The following is a 20030-nucleotide window of genomic DNA, read 5'->3' on the forward strand; positions in this document are numbered from 1 at the left end:
CCGATCTGAGCAATATATATAAATATTATTTTTCAAATGGAATTAATTAAAATTTTTGGGCTTGTTCTAAAACATAAGATAGATTTTTAAGTACTTGTTTTTTTCCTAACAATTCTAATAAAAGGGCGATACTGGGACCATGCATTTTGCAAGTAGTTCCGATACGCAAAGCCATAAAAAGTGTTTTTTTAGCAAAATCATTTTGGTTAGTAACTTGTTTAATGGAATTAGCAATAACATCTTTTTCAAATACAATAACATCAAAAACATTATAAAAAGTTTTTAAAATAAGGGTTGTTTGGGGATTAGTTTGTAAAAAATGTGTAGCTTCTTGCGATAAAAAAGGTGTGGATTGAAAAAAAAGTTGATAAAAATCTGTGATTTGTTGCATATAATGCATTCTATCTTGAAACAAAGCCACAAATTTAGTCATCCACTCTTTGTAATTTGTAGGAGCGGTTGTAAGAGCTAAATATTTTTTTTGCAAAATAAATGATGCAATTACTTCTGGAAGCAACTTTCTTAAATGTTGATTATTCAAATAATCTAGTTTAGTTTTATCAAACATAGCAGGAGCTTTATTGAGGCGTGCCACATCAAATAAATTAATTAATTCTTGGGGACTTAATATTTCGGTTTGGCTTAAAGGACTAAATCCTAACAAAGATAAGAAATTAAATAATGCTTGTGGCAAGTATCCTAATTTTTCATATTGTTCAATAAATTGCATAATATTAGCATCTCTTTTGCTTAATTTTTTTTTGTTTTCGTTAAGAATTAAAGTCATGTGAGCAAATTGAGGAAGATGCCATTGGAAAGCTTGATAAATCATAATTTGTTTAGGAGTGTTAGTGATGTGTTCTTCTCCTCGAAAAATATGAGAAATCTGCATTAAGTGATCGTCAATGACAACTGCAAAATTATAAGAAGGATAGCCGTTTGATTTGAGGATAATAAAGTCTTCGATTTCTTGACTTTGAAAAGTAAGTTTGCCTCTAATTAAATCATCAAAGGCAAAAGTTTGATTGGTAGGAACGCGAAATCTTATGGCAAAAGTGGTGTGTCCTTCTTGAAATTCTTTGTAAGCGAGATCTTGATCAAGTAGTTTTTGGGCGTATTTTTGGTAAATGGCAAGTCTTTCTGATTGGCGATAAGGTCCAAAAGGTCCTTGGATATCGGGCCCTTCGCTCCAATCAATTCCTAACCAACGTAAATTTTTTAATTGAGAAGCCTCGCCGCCTTCAACATTGCGTGAAAAATCGGTGTCTTCGATGCGGATGATAAACTCTCCTTGATTTTTTTTGGCAAACAAATAATTGAATAAAGCAGTGCGGGCATTTCCTATATGCAAAAAACCAGTAGGGCTTGGAGCATAACGAACTTTAATTTTTTTCATAGTTACAGTAAGTGTTTTCCTTTTAATTTAAAATCGATAGGGGAGGTGTTGGTGGAAAATTTAAAAAAAAGGAACTTTTTGACAAAGTTCTTTTTTTGGATTAACGTTTGGAAAATTGTGGTGCTCGACGAGCTTTTTTTAAACCGTATTTTTTGCGTTCAACACAACGAGCATCGCGAGTTAATAAACCAGCTTTTTTTAAAATGGCTCTTAATTCGGGAACACTTTCAATTAAAGCGCGTGCAATTCCTAAACGAATAGCGCCTGCTTGAGCTGAAAGCCCTCCGCCGTTTACATTAACACTTACATCAAAAGCTTCTCTTTTTTCAGTTAATTCTAAAGGTTGAATCATTTCTAGTCGTGTTGCAGGTAATGGTAAATATTTTTCAAAATCTCTAGTATTGATTGTAATTTTGCCAGTACCATTAGTTAAAATAACTCTTGCCACAGCACTTTTACGACGACCAGTACCAAAATAATTTACTTTTTTCATCTAATTAAACCTCTAAACTTTCTGGTTGTTGCGCTTGGTGATTGTGGTTTTGTTCGGCATAAACAAATAATTTTTTACCAATTTGTGAACCTAATTTAGTATGAGGAACCATTCCTAAAATTGCTTTTTCAACCATTCTTGTAGGAAATTTACGCATCATTTCTGAAGCTACAACTTTAGTTAAACCACCTGGATAACCTGAATGTTTGTAGTAAGTTTTTTGTTGCCATTTTTTGCCAGTTAAATGAATATAGGCAGCATTTACAACAATAACATAATCGCCATTGTCTACGTGTGGCGTGTAATGTGTTTTGTGTTTTCCTTTTAAAATGGAAGCCACTTTGGTAGCTAATCTGCCTAGGGTTTTGCCCTTAGCATCTACTAGGTGCCATTTAGGTTTCACTGTTGTTTTATTAGCCATTAAAGTTTTTTGATTGTTTTTTGGTTGCAATTGTTCTGTCATGGAATTTTCTCCTTATTATTAATGAAAAAATAGTGATTAATTTTATGTGTGTATTTGTGTTTTGTTTGAAAGCGACAAAAACAAAAGAGTTATGAAATCTTTTGTAATTTAGATATGAAATAGTCTTAATTATTATGAAATATTAATTTTTATTTTCAATATTCTCTTAATATTTTACTAAAATAATGTCATTAAGTCAAGTAAAAAAATCATTTTGTCAACTTTTTTTAAAAAATAATGCATAAATTGTGTAAAAAAATTGAAAAAAAGAGGATAATGGTTGGATGGTTATCAGATAATTTTGATATTTTTTATATACAAATAAAAAGTCCCAAATTTACTAAACATTTACTAAACATTAAGGGAATTTTTAAAAGCAAAAGCAAAAGCTTTGCCTTTCAGCACTTCTACTAAAGCAAAAACAAAGTCAAAGACGGTTATAGGAGAACGCGAAGTTACAAATTTATCACTAATAACAGCTTTTTGGTCTGGCAAATAAGTACCTTCAATAAAATGATTACAAGAAGGAAAGCAAGTAAAAGTGTGATTTTTTAATAAATCTAGTTTGCCTAGAAACATGGGAGCGGCACAAATAGCTCCAATAACTTTATTAGCATCAACAAATTTTTGAATTAATTTTAATAAAAAAGTTTCTTTTTCAATAATTTGCGCTACGTAAGGTCCTCCAGGAATAACTAAAAAATCGTATTCTAAAGGATTAATAGTAGCTAAATTGGCATCTGCTTTTACACAAAGCCCGCTAGAAGACATAACTTCTAATTGGGGATTTAGAGTTGCAGTTGTTAAAGGAAGGGCTACGCGATTTAATAAAGCTCTTGTGACTAAAGCCTCACAATCCTCAAATCCGTCATATAAAACTAATAAACCTTTCATATTGTTCCTTGTTGTCTCCTTTTTAACTTTGTTATGCGTTTAGTTGAGTGAGTGCGTGCGTGCGTGTAAGTAATTTTTGGGGGGTGGGGTTGGTTTGAGTAAATTAAATGCAAGGAAAATAAAAATAAAAAAATACCACAAAAGCTGTGATATTTGAATTATTAATTTTGGTTTGCTAAATATTTTACTAAATTACGTCTTTTGCTGTTTTTCATAAACAAACCTCTTTTAGAGTGAAAATCATGAGGGTGTTGTTTTAAATGTTCACTTAATTGTTTGATTTCTGCTGATAAAATAGCAATTTGAACTTCAGATGAACCTGTGTCTTTTGCAAAACGTGAATTTTGTTTAATGATTTCTTGTTTTTGTTCTTTGGTTAATGCCACGTAAAAACTCCTTTTTTTAATTTAAATTTGGTTGAATTTGATAGGTTTTAGGTTTGATAAAATTATTAATTAATGTTAAACTTTTAAAAACTGGTCCACATCAAGAACAAAAATCGTTGCTCCGCCCACAGAAACTTCGGTAGGAAAAGAATTATAAGCACTAAACTCATTGATGATATTTTTTGGAATCATTTGAGTTTTTTTATGAGAATGGGCTTTTATAATTTCTAAAGCTTTGGGTACTTGTTCTTCTTTGACTCCTAAAATAAAAGTTGCATTAGCTTCTTTTAAAAAACCTCCCTTAGTAGCTAATCTAGTTGTAAAAAAACTATTTTCTATTAAAGATTGTTGTACTTTGTTAGCATCGCGACTAGAAACGATAGCTATAATTAATTTCATATTATCCACAAGAGTATTATACCTTATTTTACTTTATTTGATGAAAAAAAAGACTAAATTGTGGAAAAAAATGATAAAAAAGTTGGTGAGAGGAAAAAATTTGGTAAAAAATGGATGTAATTAGCGTTTATCAAGGGCAAAAGCAATGCGATTTCCTAAAAAATAAACTGTTTGAGTTAAAATAAAGGTAAGCAAAACAGATACTATAATTAAATCAAAGCGAGTAAAAAAGGGTTCAAAATCATAATGTCCGTTATAGCCATTATCAATTGCCACTGCTGCAATACCTTGATGCCCTACAATTTGCAAAACAGAAGAATAAGCAAGGGAAGTGATAAAAAGAGAAGCTAGTTTTAAAATGATATCAGAACGGGTTTCTGTTAACAAAAATTTAGTCACAAATTGAAATTTAGTTGCTCCAAGACTAAATGATGTTTGGTATAATTCTGGATTAGTAGTTAAAAAAGCTTGTTCACAATGACGAGCAAAAAGAGGAGCAATAGCTAAGACTAAGAAAAAAAGGGCAGTACCAAAGCCATAACCCATGCGAAAATAAGGGATTAAAATTAATTTTAGTAATAAAACAATTAAGATTAAAAAAGGAGTAGAAATGAAAAAATTCATCAAACTATTTAAAATCCAATATCTTTTATAATGTTTTTGTATTTTGAATAAATATAATAAAACTCCTAAAATAAGCCCTAGAAAAAAAGCAATAAAACAACCTATTAAAGTAATTTTAAGAGTTTCTTTAAAACCATTCCATACCAATTGATTTTTAGCTAAAACATTCCACAAACGAATAAAAATATTATTTTCCATTGAGTTTTTCCATTAATTAGAAGCAGGAGCAGCGCCTGTTTTGCCTAAATATTTATCTTTAATGTTTTTACTTATTTCTTTAACTTCTTCTCTTGGAATCATATAAAAATTGGTTGCAAATTGGCTTTTTTTCATATATGCAATAGCTTCTTCTTCTTTTAAAATATCTTGTAAAATTTTAATTTTCCAGTTATTTTTATTATTGTTAGTAGTCACTAAAGAAATGGTATAAGAATAAATAATATCATCTAAATTAGTGGGTTTTTGCATTATTCCTAGTGATATAAAATTATTTATTCCCAATCCCATAAGAGTAGGATAATTAAGACATAAATCAAAATCATTAGGAGCAAGAAATCTAGATGTAATTGTCATTAAATCCGATTCAGTAGTGTATTCTATGTCAGGATATAAATTAGTAGGTTAAAAATCTGTAGTTTTTAAATTAAATTGTTCTTCAGTGCTAAGAGTGCGTTCTGGGTTTATTTCTTCAATAATTTTTAATTCTTGCAACACGCGCAAAGCTAAAGAACGTTGAAAATTGTCTTGTGGCATCAAAATTTTAAGGTTGTTAGGATGATTGTTTTTTTTAATTCCTTCTAAATTATTAAAAGTATTAGGTTTAGCAAAAAGCCCAAATTTAGCTAAATAAACTACTTGGCTAAACGTTAATTTATCTTGATCTGGAATATTTGGATTTTCTTTATTAAAAATATTTAAATCATGTACATGAGCGTCTAATTTAGCATCAACTTTTTTGTTTAAAAGTAATTCATTGGTTTGTTTAAATCTAGAACTTATATATTGAACATCTAAATCAATATTGTATTCTTTTAAACGGTCTTTGGCATATTCTTCTAAAAAATATTTAATAGTTGGCAGAGCAGTTGCTACTGTTAATTTATGGTTTTTTTGGTTGGAAGGGGTATGAGCTAAAGATTTTTTAGCATCCCAAAGAAAATAACCCAAAAGCAAATTACACAAAAGAGAAATAGTTAATAAGGCAAATAATAGATTTTTTTTAGTTTTGGAAGATAAAGAAGATAGTTTAAACATGTAATGTGTCTCTTTTCTAAGTAATTTTATTTATTAATATTTTGTTGGACAAAAACATTTGTATGATAAAAAAGGATAAAATTTAGATAAAAATGTTTTGATAAGAAGTAGCTTCAAATTTACAAGAAGGATTAAGGGTAGCAATTTTAGATAATTTTCCTTGCTCCAAAATAGCTACACGATGGCACAAACTTTTAATTACTGCAACATTATGAGAAACCAAAACAATGGTAGTTTTTAGTTTTTGATTGGTTGTTTGCAATAACTTCAAAATCTCTTGACTTGTCATTTCATCCAGGGCAAAAGTAGGCTCGTCACAAAAAATAATTTTAGGCTCGTAAACTAAGGCACGTGCAATGGCTACACGTTGTTTTTGTCCGCCCGAAAGCGTTTTAGGATAGGCAGTTGCAAATTGGCGAAGTCCTACAAAATCTAGCATTTTATTTACTTTAGTAGTAATTTGTTCTTCGGGAGTGCTTCTTATTTCTAAAGGAAGAGCCACATTTTCAAAAACATTTAAATTACTCAAAAGATTAAAATTTTGAAAAATCATAGCACTTTCTAGATGACTAAAAGCTTTTTGCATGGAAGAATTAGCATTTTTATCAGGCAACATAAATCCATTCATAATTTTTAATAAAGTAGTTTTGCCAGAACCCGAAGTTCCTACTAACCCAAAGATTTCGCCTTTCAAAACTGCAAGTGAAATGTTTTGTAAAACTGGAAGTTTTTTTTTTTAAGGAAAAAAGTTTTCGAAAGATTATTAATTTTAATCATAAATAATTCCTTGTTTATTGTTTTTTTAATTTAAATGATTGTAAAATTGGAAAGTGGGTGAAAAAAATAAAAAGTTTAAAACACAAATGATAAAGTAAAGATAAAAAAGTTTAAAGCATTAATTGGAGTTGTTAAGAGATTGTAAAAGCTTTTCAAAATTAGCAGGTAAGGGTGCTTCTAAAATAAGATTTTGATTGGTGATAGGGTGGTTGAATTTTAACATTTTGGCATGCAAAAATTGACCTAAAGGAGTAATATGGTGTGATGAACCATAAAGTAGATCTCCTATAATAGGACGTTTGAGGAAGGAAAAATGTGCTCTTAGTTGATGAGTTCTTCCTGTTTCCAAATTAAATTCCATCAAAGAAAAGTGAGAAAAACGTTGCAAAGTTTTAAAATGAGTAACAGCAGTTTTACCGTCTGGAATAACTTGCATTTTTAATCGATTATGAGGATTTCTTCCAATAGGCAGTTTGATAGTGCCTTTATCTTCTAAAAAACCTTCAATTAAAGCCCAATAGATTTTGGTAATTTTTCTTTGTTGGAACGCAATTTGTAGTTTGTCGCTTACATCATTATTTTTGGCAATAATTAATAAACCAGTAGTATTTTTGTCAAGTCTATGCACGATACCAGGTCTTTGGGTATCTACATGACTTAAAGTTGCAAATTGGTACAACAAGCCATTAACTAAGGTTGTTTCTTGAAAACTTAAAGAAGGGTGTGCTACCAAATTGGCAGGTTTATTAATAACTGCTAAATAGGGGTCTTCGTAAATGATGTCTAAATTAAGATTTTGAGGAGTTTGTAAATTAACAGATTCTTGAGTTTGAGGGATAATAACTGTAATTAGGTCTTGGGCTTTGAGCAAATAACTTTTTTTCGCAGGTTTAGAGTTGACCAAAACTTGTTGTGCCAAAATTAATTTTTGACATTGACTTTTATTTAAATTAATGTGAGTCAATAAAAAATGATCTAAACGTTGAAATGCCTCACTGGCAGAAATAAGAAACTCTTTTTTTTCATTCATGTAAAAGGCCTTGTTTTCTAAAAGTTAAAAAAATGTAGTAAAAGAATTGGGTTTCAAAAATAAAGAAAAAATAATAAAAAGGTTAAAAAATCAAGAAAAAGCATTGGTGATAAATTTAAATTATCATAACGAACACCAACTCTAAGCAAGCTTAAAATTGGTGTTAATTGTAAAGATATTTTTGGTTTTTGCAAAAAACTATTTTTAGAAATGAAAAAATAGATTGGTTTTGGGTTTATTCGGAATCTGTTGACACAACTTCTGGAGAAGTTGTTTCCTTATTGTTTGGATTTGATTCGTTTGATTCTTGGTTGTCTAAATTGGTTGTTGTTTTCAATTCATCATTTAAAGGAGTTGTATCAGTGCTAGTTGTTTCGTTGTTGGAAGGCATTTGAGAAGTTGGTTGGGTTGGGTTGTTGGCTTCTTCTTTTTCTTTTTCCCACCAAGCAATTTTTCCTGTAGCTACAATTTCATCAATATCTCTTTTATTAAGAGTTTCAATTTCAAGTAAATATTTAGCGATTGTGTCAAGCAAATCTTGGTTTTCTTGAATAATTTGTTTGGCTTGTTGATAACAATTAGCAATAATTTTTTGAATTTGTTGGTCAATTTCTAAACCTTTAGGATCAGAAAAATCATTTTGGAAAGTATTTCCTGAATATTGCACTGGTCCTAAATCACTCATGCCGTATTTAGTTACCATCAGTTTAGCTATTTGCGTAGCGTGTTTAAAATCGTTGTAAGCGCCGTTAGAAACGTCGTCAAACATTAATTCTTCGGCAACACGTCCGCCCAGAAAGGAAGTAATTTGGGCTAATAGGGTTTTTTTGGAAGAAAAGAAAGTTTCTTCTTGAGGAAGCATTAAGTTGTATCCGCCTGCGTTTCCGCGGGGAATAATGGTGATTTTTTGCACTATTTGGGCAAAAGGAATTTTAATTCCAATAACAGCATGTCCTGCTTCGTGATAAGCTACCATACGTTTTTCTTTGTCATTGTATTTTTTAGATTTTTTAGCAGGTCCAATTAAAATACGGTCTAAAGCTTCGCTGATATCTTTTTTATTGATAAAAGTAGCATTTCTTCTAGCAGCTAATAAAGCAGCTTCGTTTAAGGTGCCTTCTAATTGAGCACCACTAAAACCTGGGGTTTGTTTAGCTAATTCTTCTAAACTAATTTCTTCTGAAAGTTTTTTATTACTTGCATGTAATTTTAAGATAGCTTCACGGTCTTTAACATTTGGTAAAGTAATATTAAAGTGACGGTCAAAACGTCCAGGACGCAAAATAGCTGAGTCAAGAGCTTCGGGGAGGTTAGTAGCTGCAATAACAATAACAACCATTTTTTGGTTAAAGCCGTCCATCTCTACTAAAAGTTGGTTTAAGGTTTGTTCAGAACCGTTACTCCCACCAATATTGGAGCCTCTTTTTCTAGCAACTGCCTCAATTTCATCGATAAAAACGATACAAGGAGCTGCCAGTTGAGCTTCTTTAAAAAGATCTCTGACACGTGAAGCACCAACACCTACATAAACTTCATCAAAATCAGAACCCGAAGCAGCAAAAAAAGGAACGCCTGCCTCACCTGCAACTGCTTTGGCAAGTAAGGTTTTTCCTGTACCTGGAGGTCCATACAACAAAACTCCTTTAGGAATTCTTGCTCCCATAGCAGCGTATTTGCGCGGGTTTTTTAAAAAGTCAATCAATTCTGACATTTCTTCTTTTTCTTCATCAGCTCCTGCTACATCTGAAAAAGTAAATCTTTTTTGATTGATAATAACTTTGCGACTTTTAGAACCTTTTTTACCAGGGGCTGATGCCAAAATTTCTTGTCCCATTTGTTTTATAGTATCGGCAAAAAAGAGAAAAAAACAGTAAAAAATTAACATTGTTAAACATTGTCTAAATACCCAAACAACAGGTTCATAACCATTCCAAGGTCTAGGATCTACAGAATCAATTTTATATTTGTATTTGCCTTTTGGTTTTTGGTCAAATACTTTTTCACAAGGAATATTAAAAAAATCAATTACTTTGCCGTCTGTAGTAGTAACTACAACATTACAAAAATATGAATTAAAATAGTGAGGTTCATAAATAATTTTTTCAATTTTGTTATCTTTTGCAAGTTCATCAAATGTATTGTTATCTTTTTTTGCATTCTTAGTAAAATAACAATAAATAAAAGTGGCAACTATTAAAATTACAGCAAAATAAAGGACGCCCATATGGAATTTTTTAAAAATTTTATCAAAAAATGACATAAATTAACCTTTCTTGCAAGAAATTATCTTTGAGTTAAACATTGAAATCAAATATTTTAATGTTTGGAGTTTAATTTGGGATGGATGTAATTTCTGCATTTATTTTTTTGGATTCTCATTTTTAATTTGTTTGAGAAAAACAATTTGAAGAAGTAAAAAAGTTTTTAAAAGCTAAATAAATCTTCGATTGGTTTCCTAAAGTTAGGTTGATATATAAGTGAGGAATAAATAAAATATTGTCTAGATTGTCTACTACTAACCATAAATTATTTCTTTGAGTAAGGGGCACTTTTTTTTCAATTAAAAATTTTTTCAATTTTTTAGTGCCAAAACTAAATTTTAATGTGTCTTTTGGTTGGCGCAAACGCACTTTTAAAGGAAAACTAACTTTTTGAGGATTATAATTGAGGGATTGTAACGAAGGAGAAATGCAAGCAAGACAAAGATTACATGTAGAAACACACAACAAAGGTTTTGACAAAGCAAAGGAAAGTGGTGGTGCAGGACTCATTAATGTAATGTGCTTGTAATCTTTAATTAAATGCCACTCAAAATTAAGATGCCAAGATAAATTAGGCTTATAAGGATTGTTAATGCCTTTGATGATATTTTGGATAAAAATAAAACTTTTAGTAATATTTTGTTGTTCTAATAATAATAAAATGATATCTTTTTGAATAACTAAATCAAGGTTTAAAAAAGGTGCAAGCGCAAAAGAGTTTGGTGGGTTACAACTATGATTTGTGTGTTTTGTAAGAAATAAAAGAGTTTGTTTGCGAATAAAATTATAGGCTTGCAAAAGAGTTTGTTGGTATTTTGGGATATTTTGCAAAAAACTAGTTTGGGTTTTTAAGTAAGGAATAACTTGGTGCCTGATTTGGTTTCTTTGATAAGTGAAGTTTTGATTGGTGTAATCTTCCAAAAAAGGGATTTGGTAAAAAGCAGCATAACTTATGATTTTGGCTTTGGGAACGTATAAAAAAGGTTTCAAAAAAATGAAATCTTGCCAAGAAGTTTGGATCTGCATGCCACTATAACCTAGCAAAGTGCTGCTTCTAGTTATTTTTTGTAAAATAGTTTCTGCCAAATCATCTAAATGATGGGCTGTTAAAATAAAAGGAGTTTGGTGCTTTGTAGCTATTTGCATTAATTTTTGTTGTCTTAATAAACGTGCTTGGGCTTGAAAGTTTTTTTGGGGGCAGTTAAGTTCAAAATAATGGAAACAAAGGGAGTTTTGCAGGCAATAACTTTGGACTAATTCTTTATCTTTCCAAGCATTAGGGCGCGCTAAATGGTTGAAATGCACAACTTGCAGTTTTATTTTTTGTGCAACCAAACAATGAAGTAAAGCCATTGAATCAACGCCGCCACTTACAGCTATAATATAAGTTTGATTGGCATCTAGACTACAAGCAAGTTTGATAGTTTTCATGAAACATCCTTAATTACAATTGCATTTGAATTTGAGTTTTAGGGTGTTGAGTTGTTCTTGGTCAACTGCGCTGGGAGCTTCTAACATCAAATCTTTGGCACTTTGGGTTTTAGGAAAAGCAATAACATCTTTGATATTGTTGGTTTTGGTAAACAACATCACAAGACGATCAAGGCCTAGGGCAAGTCCTCCATGAGGTGGGGTGCCGTATTTAAGGGCTTCGACTAAAAAACCAAAACGAGTTTGCACTTCTTCTTGTGAAAATCCTAAAAGACTAAAAATTAATTCTTGCGTTTGGGGATTGTTAATTCTTAACGAACCACCACCCACTTCGTAGCCGTTCCAAACTAAATCATAGGTTTTGGCAAGAGCTTTTTGAGGATTGCTTTTCAAAATAGCAATATCACAAGGAGCAGTAAAAGGATGATGCAAAGAATAAAGACGGTTGGAAGTATTTGAGTTTTCCAAAGTAAGATCTGGTTGGGGCAGGTCTTCTTGAGTAGTTTCAAACAAAGGAAAATCAACAATCCATAATAACGCTTCTTGAGTTGTATCAACCAAAGATAAATCAAGGGCTAGTTTGGTGCGAAAAATACCTAAAGCTTTGTGCATAATGTCTTTTGTGCCAGAAACGACAAAACAAATTTCTTCATTTTTTAAAAAAGAATCATCTTTAATAAATTGAGATATTCCACCTATAATTTTATCATTTTTTTTAACAAAAGAAAACAATTTCAAGTTAAAATGTTTACTAAAAAACAATTGATACTCATCTAGTTTTCGGCGTGTCAAAACTGCTGTTTTAGAAACTTTAAAGCCTTTAATGTTGCCTGAAAACATATTTTGGGGGCAAGTGGTAGTATCAAAAAAAGTAGTAAAATCGGTGATTTTAAGGGGATTTCTTAAATCTGGTTTATCAGAACCATAAAGTTCAAAGGCTTGTTGATAAGTTAATCTTAAAAAGGGTTGAGAAAGTGGTTTTTTCCAAATATTGGCAAATAAATCTACTATAATTTCTTCTGTTAAGGACATAATTTCATCTTGATTTAAAAAAGATGTTTCAATATCGATTTGACTAAATTCAGGTTGTCTATCAGATCTGAGGTCCTCATCGCGGAAACAACGTGCTACTTGAAAATACCTTTCAAATCCTGCAATCATGTATAATTGTTTAAAAAGTTGGGGAGATTGAGGAAGGGCATAAAAATTACCTGGATAAATTCTGGAAGGCACTAAATAATCTCTTGCTCCTTCAGGAGTTGATTTAGATAAAATGGGAGTTTCTAGTTCTAAAAAATCATTTTTCAAAAGAGTTTGACGAATACTTTGGGTAATGTGGTGTCTTTGAATCAAAAAATGTTTAACTTCAGGATTTCTTAAATCCAAATAACGATATTTAAGTCTGGTTTCTTCTAAACTTTCTTGACTTTGAAACACATTTAAAGGTAAGGTTTGAGCCTCACTTAAAATTTCAATATGAGATACTAAAATTTCAATATCACCAGTTGGCAAATCAGGATTTTTATTGATTCTTTCAATTACTTGACCTTTAATTTGCACGACTGTTTCTAATTTAATTAAAGCTATTTTGTCGTATTGTGGATTATTTTCTTTAACTAATAATTGAACTATACCAGAAACATCACGTAAGTCAAAAAAAAGAGTTTTTCCTAAGTTGCGTTTACGAAAAATAAAACCTTTTAGAAAAACTGTTTTTCCTTGATGGGCAAGTTGTAATTGATTGTTATAATGGCTATATTTAGTTTTCATGAATTAATTTAACTCCTTGTTGTTTTGAAAATAAGAAACAACATCTTTTTGCAATATGGTGGTTTGCTGTTGGGTGTCAGTATTTTTGATTGTAATTTGATTGTTGTCAAATTCTTTTGGTCCCAGAATTAAAAGATAAAGGGGTTGTTGTTTTAAGGCTTGTTTGAGACTTTTGGAAAAAGATAAAAACTGATAATTAAGATCGGCGGAAAAACCTTGATGGCGGAGAGTTGTTGCAAGTGCAAGTCCTTGATAAAAAAATTGCGGCACACTAACTAATATAAAGGCATCCAAAGAAGGTAAGATATTTTTATTGCAAAAAGAATGAGTGGCTAAAATCGACATTAAACGTTCCATGCCTAAGGCAAAACCAATACCAGGCGAAGGGTTTCCTCCAAATAAAGTAACTAAATTATCATAACAACCACCCCCACCTAAAACTGCTTGATGTCCTTGTTCGTTATTATAAACAATTTCAAAAACGCTATGAGTATAATAATCAAGTCCACGGACTAAATCATGACACAATTCAAAATTAACATTCATTTGTTTAAGCCCTTCTAAAACTTGTAAAAAACGAACTTTGTCGTCCTCAACAAGATGGTCAAAAATGCGTGGCGCTTGCTTTAAAAAAGGTTCGTTGTGACAATTTTTACAATCCCAAATACGCAAAATATTTTTTTCAAATCTTTCTTGACATAAAGAACATAATTGTTGATAGTGTGTTTGTAAATAGTTTTTAAAAACTTGTAAATAATTATTGTATGTAGTTTTACATCCCAAAGAATTAATCTTCACAGTAATATCACAAATCCCTAATGATTTGAGGGTTTCATAGGCAAGAGCAATTACTTCTACATCTAAAAAAGGGCTTGATTGTCCTAAAATTTCTACTCCTACTTGATGAAATTGACGATAGCGTCCTTTTTGAGGTCTTTCATAGCGAAAACAAGGTCCATAATAAAAAAACTTGTGTAATTGTGAGGTTTTATCTAATTTATTTTCCACATAACTACGAATAACACCAGCAGTTCCTTCGGGACGCAAAGTAATAAAACGTCCTTTTTTATCTGCAAAAGTATAAGTTTCTTTGGAAACCATTTCTGAATGTTGAGCTGCTCTATCAAAAACACCACGATATTCAATTATAGGGGTTCTTATTTCTTGCAAATGATACTTGGCAAACAAAGTGCGAATGTGATTTTCTACTTTTTGCCAACAAACCATTTTATCTGACATCAAATCATAAGTACCTTTAATTTTAGAAAACATCTTTGGGCTCCTTTGCTTTTGGGGTTGGGTTGGGTTTTAATTTTGTGATGATTATTTTTTTGTTATTTTTTTGTTGTTTTGGGATAAAAGTTTTGATAAAGCTTTTTGGGTTTTTGTTGTTGGAGATTTTATATTTTTTAATTTTTGGTGCTAATAAAACTTTAAAAAATACATGAAAATGATTTAAAAAATACACACAAACACACAATAAACAAAATAATTTTAATAAGGCATCATTAATATATGGAGTAAAATAAAATAAATGGGGAATAAATAATTGTCTGCATTATAAATAATAAATTATTTAATTATTGACTCTTTGAATTTGATAAATTTGCGAAATTTTATATAAATTAGTAATTAGATTATTTAATTCTTTAGTATTAGCTATTAAAATCCTAATCTTAATAATAGTTTCTAATTTTTGTTTATTAATAACATTAAATTCTAAAATACTTACATTAAAACTGTTAATTTTATTAATAATTTGTTGCACTAAAGTATCTTTGGTAGAAGCAATAATACTAATCCAAGCAGGATATTTAGCAATAGTAGGGTCTTGTTGCCATGAAGCAGTAATTAATCTTTTTTCATCACATTGAGCTAAATTATTACATTCCTTGCGATGCACAATAATACCTCTTCCTTTAGTGACAAATCCTAGGATTTCGTCGTTATAAACAGGGGTGCAACAACTTGCCAATTTTAATTTAGGATTTCTAAGACCTTCAATAATAACGCCTGTCTCACTTTGATGTTTGAGTTTTTTATGCGATTTTGCCATTTGTTTTTGCAAAATATTTTGACTTAAAGTTTCTTTGGCTAAAACAAGCAATTTATTAATTACTGACTTAGGATTTAATTGTTTTTTAGCAATTTCATAATAAAAATCATTAAGAGTTTGAATATTGTAACGCTCAAAATGTTTTTGGACAAAATTATTATCAATCAAGGAAAGTTCAATTTTATTGGCAGTTAATTCTTTTTCAATAATATCTTTTCCTTTTTGAATCTCTGCTAAATATTCAGTTTTATTTTCTTTGATATCTTTTTTTAAAAAACCTTTAATTTTTCTTTTGGCATGTGTTGTTTTTACCATGCGCAACCAGTCTTTATTAACTGATAAAATATTTTTATTGGTTTTAATCGAAATAATATCACCATTTTTGAGTTGATAATCAATTGGTACAATTTGCCCGTTAATGATGGCTGCTGTCATTTTGCTTCCTACTGCGGAATGAATACGAAAGGCAAAATCAATGGGGGTAGAACCTTTGGGAAGCTCAAATACTTCTTGAGTAGGAGTAAAAACATAGACATTATCACTTAAAATATCATTTTTAATAGAATCTACAAATTCTTTGGGTGTTTCTTCGGGATGATTTTTGGCATCCATAGTAATTTTAACTAATTCTTGATACCATCTTAATTTTTTGGCAAGTTCTAGTTGTTTAGCTTCTTGGGAATAAGTTTTATTTTCTTTATAAGCCCAGTGAGCAGCAATTCCTTTTTCAGCAATTTCATCCATTTCTTGAGTTCTTATTTGCATTTCAAACAAAGAGCCATCCTTAGTTAAAACAGTTGTATGCAAAGATTGATAAAGATTAGGTTTAGGAACTGCAATATAGTCTTTAAATCTTAGGGGAAGTGGCGAAAAATGACCGTGAATAATCCCTAAACATTGATAACACAAATCCACAGTAGGCACAATAATTCGAATAGCTAAAAGGTCAAAGATTTCTTCAAAACTAACTTTTCTTTTAACAATTTTTTTATAAATACTATAAATATTTTTGACACGCCCTTTAATAGTGTAATTTTTGAGTTGGTGGCTGTCTAAAAGAGATTTAATATTGGTGATAATTTTGGTAATTGATTCTTCACGTTGTTGTTTTTTTAACCAAATTAAATTAGAAACACGATAGTATTCTTGAGGAAAAGCATATCTTAGAGACAAATCTTCTAATTGTGATTTAATTTCAAAAAGCCCTAAACGATGTGTTAAAGGAGCGTGAATTTCTAAGGTTTCTTTGGCAATACGTAATTGTTTTTCTGAAGGCATCGAATTTAAAGTTTGCATATTGTGCAAGCGGTCAGCAATCTTTACAATAACAACTCTAATATCTTTTGCCATTGCTAAAAACATTTTTTGTTGATTATCGGCATGTCCTTGATTTTTGTGAAAAGCAATTTTGGTAAGTTTAGTTGCCCGATAAACTAAATAAGCCACGTCTTCGCCAAACAAAGAAGTTAAATCTTGCATAGTAGCATTAGTGTCTTCCAAAACATCGTGGAGTAATCCTGCCATTAAAGTATTGGGTTCGCTGTTTAATTGTGCCAAAATTTTAGTCACTGCACAAGGATGAATAATATAGGGTTCTCCTGTAAAACGTGTTTGCCCGTGATGTTTTTCTTTGGCAAAAAGATAGGCTTGAGTAATTTTTTGCAAAATGGTGGCATCTTGAATATTTTTGGAAATCACAGCCATTAAATCTTGATATAATTTATCTTTTTCTAAAGTTAAATCGGAATCTAAAATCATCTTATCACCTTCTTTTTTAAGGATTTGCAAAAAAACGCAAAGAAAATAAAAGAAATCAAAAAATAAATTAAGTGTATAGTCTTTTTGTGCCTTGAAAATAAACTTCTTTAATAACGCCTGCCCCACAACAAATATTTTTATCATAAAAAGCACATATTTGCCCTGGAGTTACTGCTTTAATTGTTTGAGGATAATGAATTTCTAAGTTGTTTTGGTCTAGCCAAGTTAAAATAACGTCTTGATTGGGTTGGCGGTAGCGCATTTTGGCTTGTAGGTGAAAATTGGTTTTTTTGCCGCGCCAAACAATATCACCAATTAAGGCTTTGTCGCTGTATAAATAAGGATGTGTGCTACCTTGTTCTACGTATAAAGTGTTAGTTGGAAGGTGTTTGCCAACGACAAACCAAGGTTTTTGGCTGGGAACATCACCCAAACCTAAATTTTTACGTTGCCCTATGGTATAATACATTACTCCTTTATGATGTGCTAAAAAAGTCCCATCCAAAGTTTTAATATCACCTTTTTGAGCGGGTAAATAGTTGCTTAAAAATTGAAAAAAATTTCTTTCACCAATAAAACAAATCCCTGTGGAATCTTTTTTAGTGGCATTAATTAAATTATTTTCTAAAGCAATTTGGCGTACTTCTTGTTTTGTGAGATTGCCCAAAGGAAACAAAATATTTTGTAATTGTTTAGTTGTTAGTTGTGATAAAAAATAAGTTTGATCTTTGTTTTGGTCAACAGCACAAGCAAGTCGTGGAACTAATTTTTGGTCTGAAGAAGTTTCATATATAATGTTAGCATAATGTCCCATAGCAATATATTGAGGGGCAAGTTTTGTTGTTGCATACTCAATAAAAGCTCTAAATTTAATTTCATTATTACACAAAATATCAGGATTCGGAGTAAGATTATTTTCAAAGGCTTTGATAAAAGACATAAAGACTTTTTGCCAATATTCTTCAATAAAATCAACACGATGCAACTTAATTCCTAGTTGTTCAGACACTTTTAAGGAATCTTTATAATCTAGTTCTTGCGAGCATATGTCATTTAAAGTGGGATTACCTTGGATATCAAAATTAAGATTGCTATCCCAATTACGCATAAAAACTGCTTCTACCAAATAACCTTGTTTTTTTAAAAGAAAAGCAGCAACGGCACTATCAACTCCGCCTGATAAACCAACAACAACTTTTGTCATTTTTTGCTCCTTTTCTTTGTTTTTAATTTGTTATGTGTGTGTGTGTGTTTTGATTTGTTATTTTGATGATATTTATTGATGTTTTGAGATTTTATATTTTTAGAACTTTGATTTATTGCTTTTTATTCTTGTCTTTGTAGATAAATAGGAAGCAAAAATTCGTTTCTGGGCGAAAGACTATTTTCTAAAACTTTAGGACCTGGTGCCATATTTTGTCTTTTAAATTGATTTTGATAAAAAGTTTTCAGATATGAAACAACTAATTGATTGCTTTTTTCTGGACTCAAATCAAAGGCAATTTGCAACAACCAAGCAATTTTGGTTTTGGTAAAGCCTTTTTTAATGTGGCAACAAAGAATAAAATCTTCCATAATTAGTTTTTGATTGATGTTTTCTTGCACTAATTTTTGATATAATTTTTTTAAGGCAGGTGCAATTTGTAAATAGTTTTTTTCTAAATGATAAAGTAATAATTCTTTGACTAAAACATTAGGAACGCCAGCATTGACATTATAAATGTGGTCGTAATGACTACGAGGATTGTTTTTTCCTAAAGCCATATCCGAAAAATTATTATTTTCTAACAACAAAAACTTTTGTGTTTGGGAAGCTAATTCCTTTAAAAAAACTTGATCTAGGTCTTTGGAACAAGAAGCAAGTTCGTTTGACAAAGTAGAAATGTTGTTAATATCGTTGAATAAAGTAGCTGTTTCGTTTGCTTCATTTATTTCATTTGTTGCGCTTGTGTCATTTGTGGCATCAGTTAGATTAGTTGTGTTAGTGGTGGCATCAGTTTTGTCAAGTCCCAAAAAGGCTAACAAATCTTTTTTCTTTAAAAAACTACTTTCACAAATGTGGCAAACTCCTTTGGTTTGTAAAAAATCTTTGAGGAGTTGATAATGAGTTTGGTTGGAAAAAAGAAGTGGATTTAGGATTACAATGAAATCTTCTAACGGTTTTTGCAACAAGGAAAAGCTTTGAAAAGCAACTACCAAAGTTAACAAATCATTAATATTTTCAGTAATTTCTACAATTATTTTGGCGTTTAAATTGCTAAGTTTAGTTTTAAGTGCTAATACTTGGATTTCATTTGCCAATTTTAAATGCGAAGCAACATTTGATTGAGGAATAAAAGGCGTTTGATTAATTGGTTTTTCAAATTGATAATGGGGCGTTTCTTGGAGTTCAAAATAAGCTTTTAAAAAAGGATGTTGTTTTCCTATTCTTTGGTCACCATAAGTAGTATCAATTCTTCTTTGAAATTTAATTAAATCAACACAAACATCAACTACTAAACTTACATCTTGATTAAATAAATCTTTTTCGGCGACCATTTCGCCTAACAAAGCAGCCATTTTGTGATTAGAAAATAAATTATCAACAGTAGATTCAGTAATTCCGCTACTAGTGTAAAAATAGCCTCCAATTTGTTTGCGCGAATGATCAAGAACGGCATTTTTTCTTAAATCAAGTTTGCCTATGTGATCGGTTGAGGCAGAAGGATTAAAAATTAAATGAGCGCCGTTTAAGGAAAGTAGATCACCAGGAGAAAAGACAGTCCATAAATCTTGACAAATTTCTACTCCAAAAATAAGATCAAATTGGGAATTAATAAATAAAACATCTCCAAAAGGAACTGTTTGACCCAAAATTTGGATGTATTGGGATTCGCAGGTTTTGCCTGATTGAAACCATCTTTTTTCGCTAAATTCTTTATAATTGGGAATAGTTTTTTTAGGGGTTATTCCTAATATTTTATCTTTTTGAATGATAACTGCTACATTAAATAAAACTTCATGCAAAGCAAGAGGCATACCTAAAATATTGCTCAGAT

Annotated in this window: 18 protein-coding genes; all 18 read right to left on the reverse strand. The window is 30.6% G+C overall.

The genetic code is table 11. From position 1 onward, the window contains the following. Positions 1-46 precede the first annotated feature (46 nt). Positions 47-1396 (reverse strand): glutamate--tRNA ligase, encoded by a 1350-nt coding sequence (gene gltX / locus OL66_RS01595; protein ID WP_034172199.1) that lies wholly within the window; start codon positions 1394-1396, stop codon positions 47-49. A 100-nt stretch (positions 1397-1496) separates the two neighbouring features. After that, positions 1497-1889 (reverse strand): 30S ribosomal protein S9, encoded by a 393-nt coding sequence (rpsI, locus tag OL66_RS01600; protein WP_011160514.1) that lies wholly within the window; start codon positions 1887-1889, stop codon positions 1497-1499. A 4-nt stretch (positions 1890-1893) separates the two neighbouring features. Continuing rightward, positions 1894-2352, reverse strand: coding sequence for a 50S ribosomal protein L13 (gene rplM, locus OL66_RS01605; protein WP_011160513.1), 459 nt, complete (start codon positions 2350-2352; stop codon positions 1894-1896). 351 nt (positions 2353-2703) lie between these two features. Beyond that, positions 2704-3246, reverse strand: coding sequence for a DJ-1/PfpI family protein (locus OL66_RS01610; RefSeq protein ID WP_034172200.1), 543 nt, complete (start codon positions 3244-3246; stop codon positions 2704-2706). A 161-nt stretch (positions 3247-3407) separates the two neighbouring features. Further along, complete coding sequence (rpsO, locus tag OL66_RS01615; protein ID WP_034172201.1) at positions 3408-3632, reverse strand: 30S ribosomal protein S15; 225 nt, start codon at positions 3630-3632, stop codon at positions 3408-3410. A 75-nt stretch (positions 3633-3707) separates the two neighbouring features. Further along, positions 3708-4031, reverse strand: a complete 324-nt coding sequence (locus OL66_RS01620; RefSeq protein ID WP_034172210.1) for a cyclic-di-AMP receptor — start codon at positions 4029-4031, stop codon at positions 3708-3710. Between the two features lie 120 nt (positions 4032-4151). After that, positions 4152-4853 carry an ABC transporter permease subunit gene (locus tag OL66_RS01625; RefSeq protein ID WP_034172202.1) on the reverse strand — a complete coding sequence of 234 codons (702 nt, stop codon included), beginning with the start codon at positions 4851-4853 and terminating at the stop codon, positions 4152-4154. A 12-nt stretch (positions 4854-4865) separates the two neighbouring features. Next, complete coding sequence (locus OL66_RS04275) at positions 4866-5228, reverse strand: hypothetical protein (protein WP_238568786.1); 363 nt, start codon at positions 5226-5228, stop codon at positions 4866-4868. Positions 5229-5276: 48 nt separating this feature from the next. After that, positions 5277-5909 (reverse strand): MetQ/NlpA family ABC transporter substrate-binding protein, encoded by a 633-nt coding sequence (locus OL66_RS04280; RefSeq protein ID WP_238568787.1) that lies wholly within the window; start codon positions 5907-5909, stop codon positions 5277-5279. Positions 5910-5991: 82 nt separating this feature from the next. After that, positions 5992-6603, reverse strand: coding sequence for an ATP-binding cassette domain-containing protein (locus OL66_RS01635; RefSeq protein ID WP_238568788.1), 612 nt, complete (start codon positions 6601-6603; stop codon positions 5992-5994). A gap of 201 nt (positions 6604-6804) precedes the next feature. Continuing rightward, on the reverse strand, positions 6805-7716 hold the full coding sequence (locus tag OL66_RS01640; RefSeq protein ID WP_011160506.1) for an RluA family pseudouridine synthase: 912 nt from the start codon (positions 7714-7716) through the stop codon (positions 6805-6807). Positions 7717-7951: 235 nt separating this feature from the next. Beyond that, positions 7952-9976: an ATP-dependent zinc metalloprotease FtsH gene (ftsH, locus tag OL66_RS01645; protein WP_034172203.1), complete on the reverse strand. Its 2025-nt coding sequence runs from the start codon at positions 9974-9976 to the stop codon at positions 7952-7954. Positions 9977-10097: 121 nt separating this feature from the next. Further along, positions 10098-11408: a tRNA lysidine(34) synthetase TilS gene (gene tilS / locus OL66_RS01650; RefSeq protein WP_034172204.1), complete on the reverse strand. Its 1311-nt coding sequence runs from the start codon at positions 11406-11408 to the stop codon at positions 10098-10100. Between the two features lie 9 nt (positions 11409-11417). Beyond that, positions 11418-13178, reverse strand: a complete 1761-nt coding sequence (gene aspS, locus OL66_RS01655) for an aspartate--tRNA ligase (protein ID WP_034172205.1) — start codon at positions 13176-13178, stop codon at positions 11418-11420. 3 nt (positions 13179-13181) lie between these two features. Continuing rightward, on the reverse strand, positions 13182-14450 hold the full coding sequence (hisS, locus tag OL66_RS01660) for a histidine--tRNA ligase (RefSeq protein ID WP_034172206.1): 1269 nt from the start codon (positions 14448-14450) through the stop codon (positions 13182-13184). A gap of 304 nt (positions 14451-14754) precedes the next feature. Then, positions 14755-16992: a RelA/SpoT family protein gene (locus OL66_RS01670; RefSeq protein ID WP_034172208.1), complete on the reverse strand. Its 2238-nt coding sequence runs from the start codon at positions 16990-16992 to the stop codon at positions 14755-14757. Between the two features lie 67 nt (positions 16993-17059). Further along, the gene (mnmA, locus tag OL66_RS01675) at positions 17060-18223 is read right to left on the reverse strand and encodes a tRNA 2-thiouridine(34) synthase MnmA (RefSeq protein ID WP_274518117.1); all 1164 of its coding nucleotides are present in this window, start codon (positions 18221-18223) and stop codon (positions 17060-17062) included. 95 nt (positions 18224-18318) lie between these two features. Beyond that, positions 18319-20030: NAD+ synthetase (locus tag OL66_RS03975; protein ID WP_034172211.1), on the reverse strand; the 1712-nt coding region annotated here is incomplete at its 5' end.

The sequence above is a fragment of the Chrysanthemum yellows phytoplasma genome, from assembly GCF_000803325.1.
Lineage (GTDB): Bacteria > Bacillota_I > Bacilli_A > Acholeplasmatales > Acholeplasmataceae > Phytoplasma > Phytoplasma asteris.

Bases quoted from the DNA above. Each gene is read 5' to 3' on its own strand.
- gltX (WP_034172199.1), bottom strand. From the start codon at position 1,396: ATGAAAAAAATTAAAGTTCGTTATGCTCCAAGCCCTACTGGTTTTTTG.
- rpsI (WP_011160514.1), bottom strand. From the start codon at position 1,889: ATGAAAAAAGTAAATTATTTTGGTACTGGTCGTCGTAAAAGTGCTGTG.
- rplM (WP_011160513.1), bottom strand. From the start codon at position 2,352: ATGACAGAACAATTGCAACCAAAAAACAATCAAAAAACTTTAATGGCT.
- OL66_RS01610 (WP_034172200.1), bottom strand. From the start codon at position 3,246: ATGAAAGGTTTATTAGTTTTATATGACGGATTTGAGGATTGTGAGGCT.
- OL66_RS01620 (WP_034172210.1), bottom strand. From the start codon at position 4,031: ATGAAATTAATTATAGCTATCGTTTCTAGTCGCGATGCTAACAAAGTA.
- OL66_RS01625 (WP_034172202.1), bottom strand. From the start codon at position 4,853: ATGGAAAATAATATTTTTATTCGTTTGTGGAATGTTTTAGCTAAAAAT.
- OL66_RS04275 (WP_238568786.1), bottom strand. From the start codon at position 5,228: ATGACAATTACATCTAGATTTCTTGCTCCTAATGATTTTGATTTATGT.
- OL66_RS04280 (WP_238568787.1), bottom strand. From the start codon at position 5,909: ATGTTTAAACTATCTTCTTTATCTTCCAAAACTAAAAAAAATCTATTA.
- OL66_RS01640 (WP_011160506.1), bottom strand. From the start codon at position 7,716: ATGAATGAAAAAAAAGAGTTTCTTATTTCTGCCAGTGAGGCATTTCAA.
- ftsH (WP_034172203.1), bottom strand. From the start codon at position 9,976: ATGTCATTTTTTGATAAAATTTTTAAAAAATTCCATATGGGCGTCCTT.
- tilS (WP_034172204.1), bottom strand. From the start codon at position 11,408: ATGAAAACTATCAAACTTGCTTGTAGTCTAGATGCCAATCAAACTTAT.
- aspS (WP_034172205.1), bottom strand. From the start codon at position 13,178: ATGAAAACTAAATATAGCCATTATAACAATCAATTACAACTTGCCCAT.
- hisS (WP_034172206.1), bottom strand. From the start codon at position 14,450: ATGTTTTCTAAAATTAAAGGTACTTATGATTTGATGTCAGATAAAATG.
- OL66_RS01670 (WP_034172208.1), bottom strand. From the start codon at position 16,992: ATGATTTTAGATTCCGATTTAACTTTAGAAAAAGATAAATTATATCAA.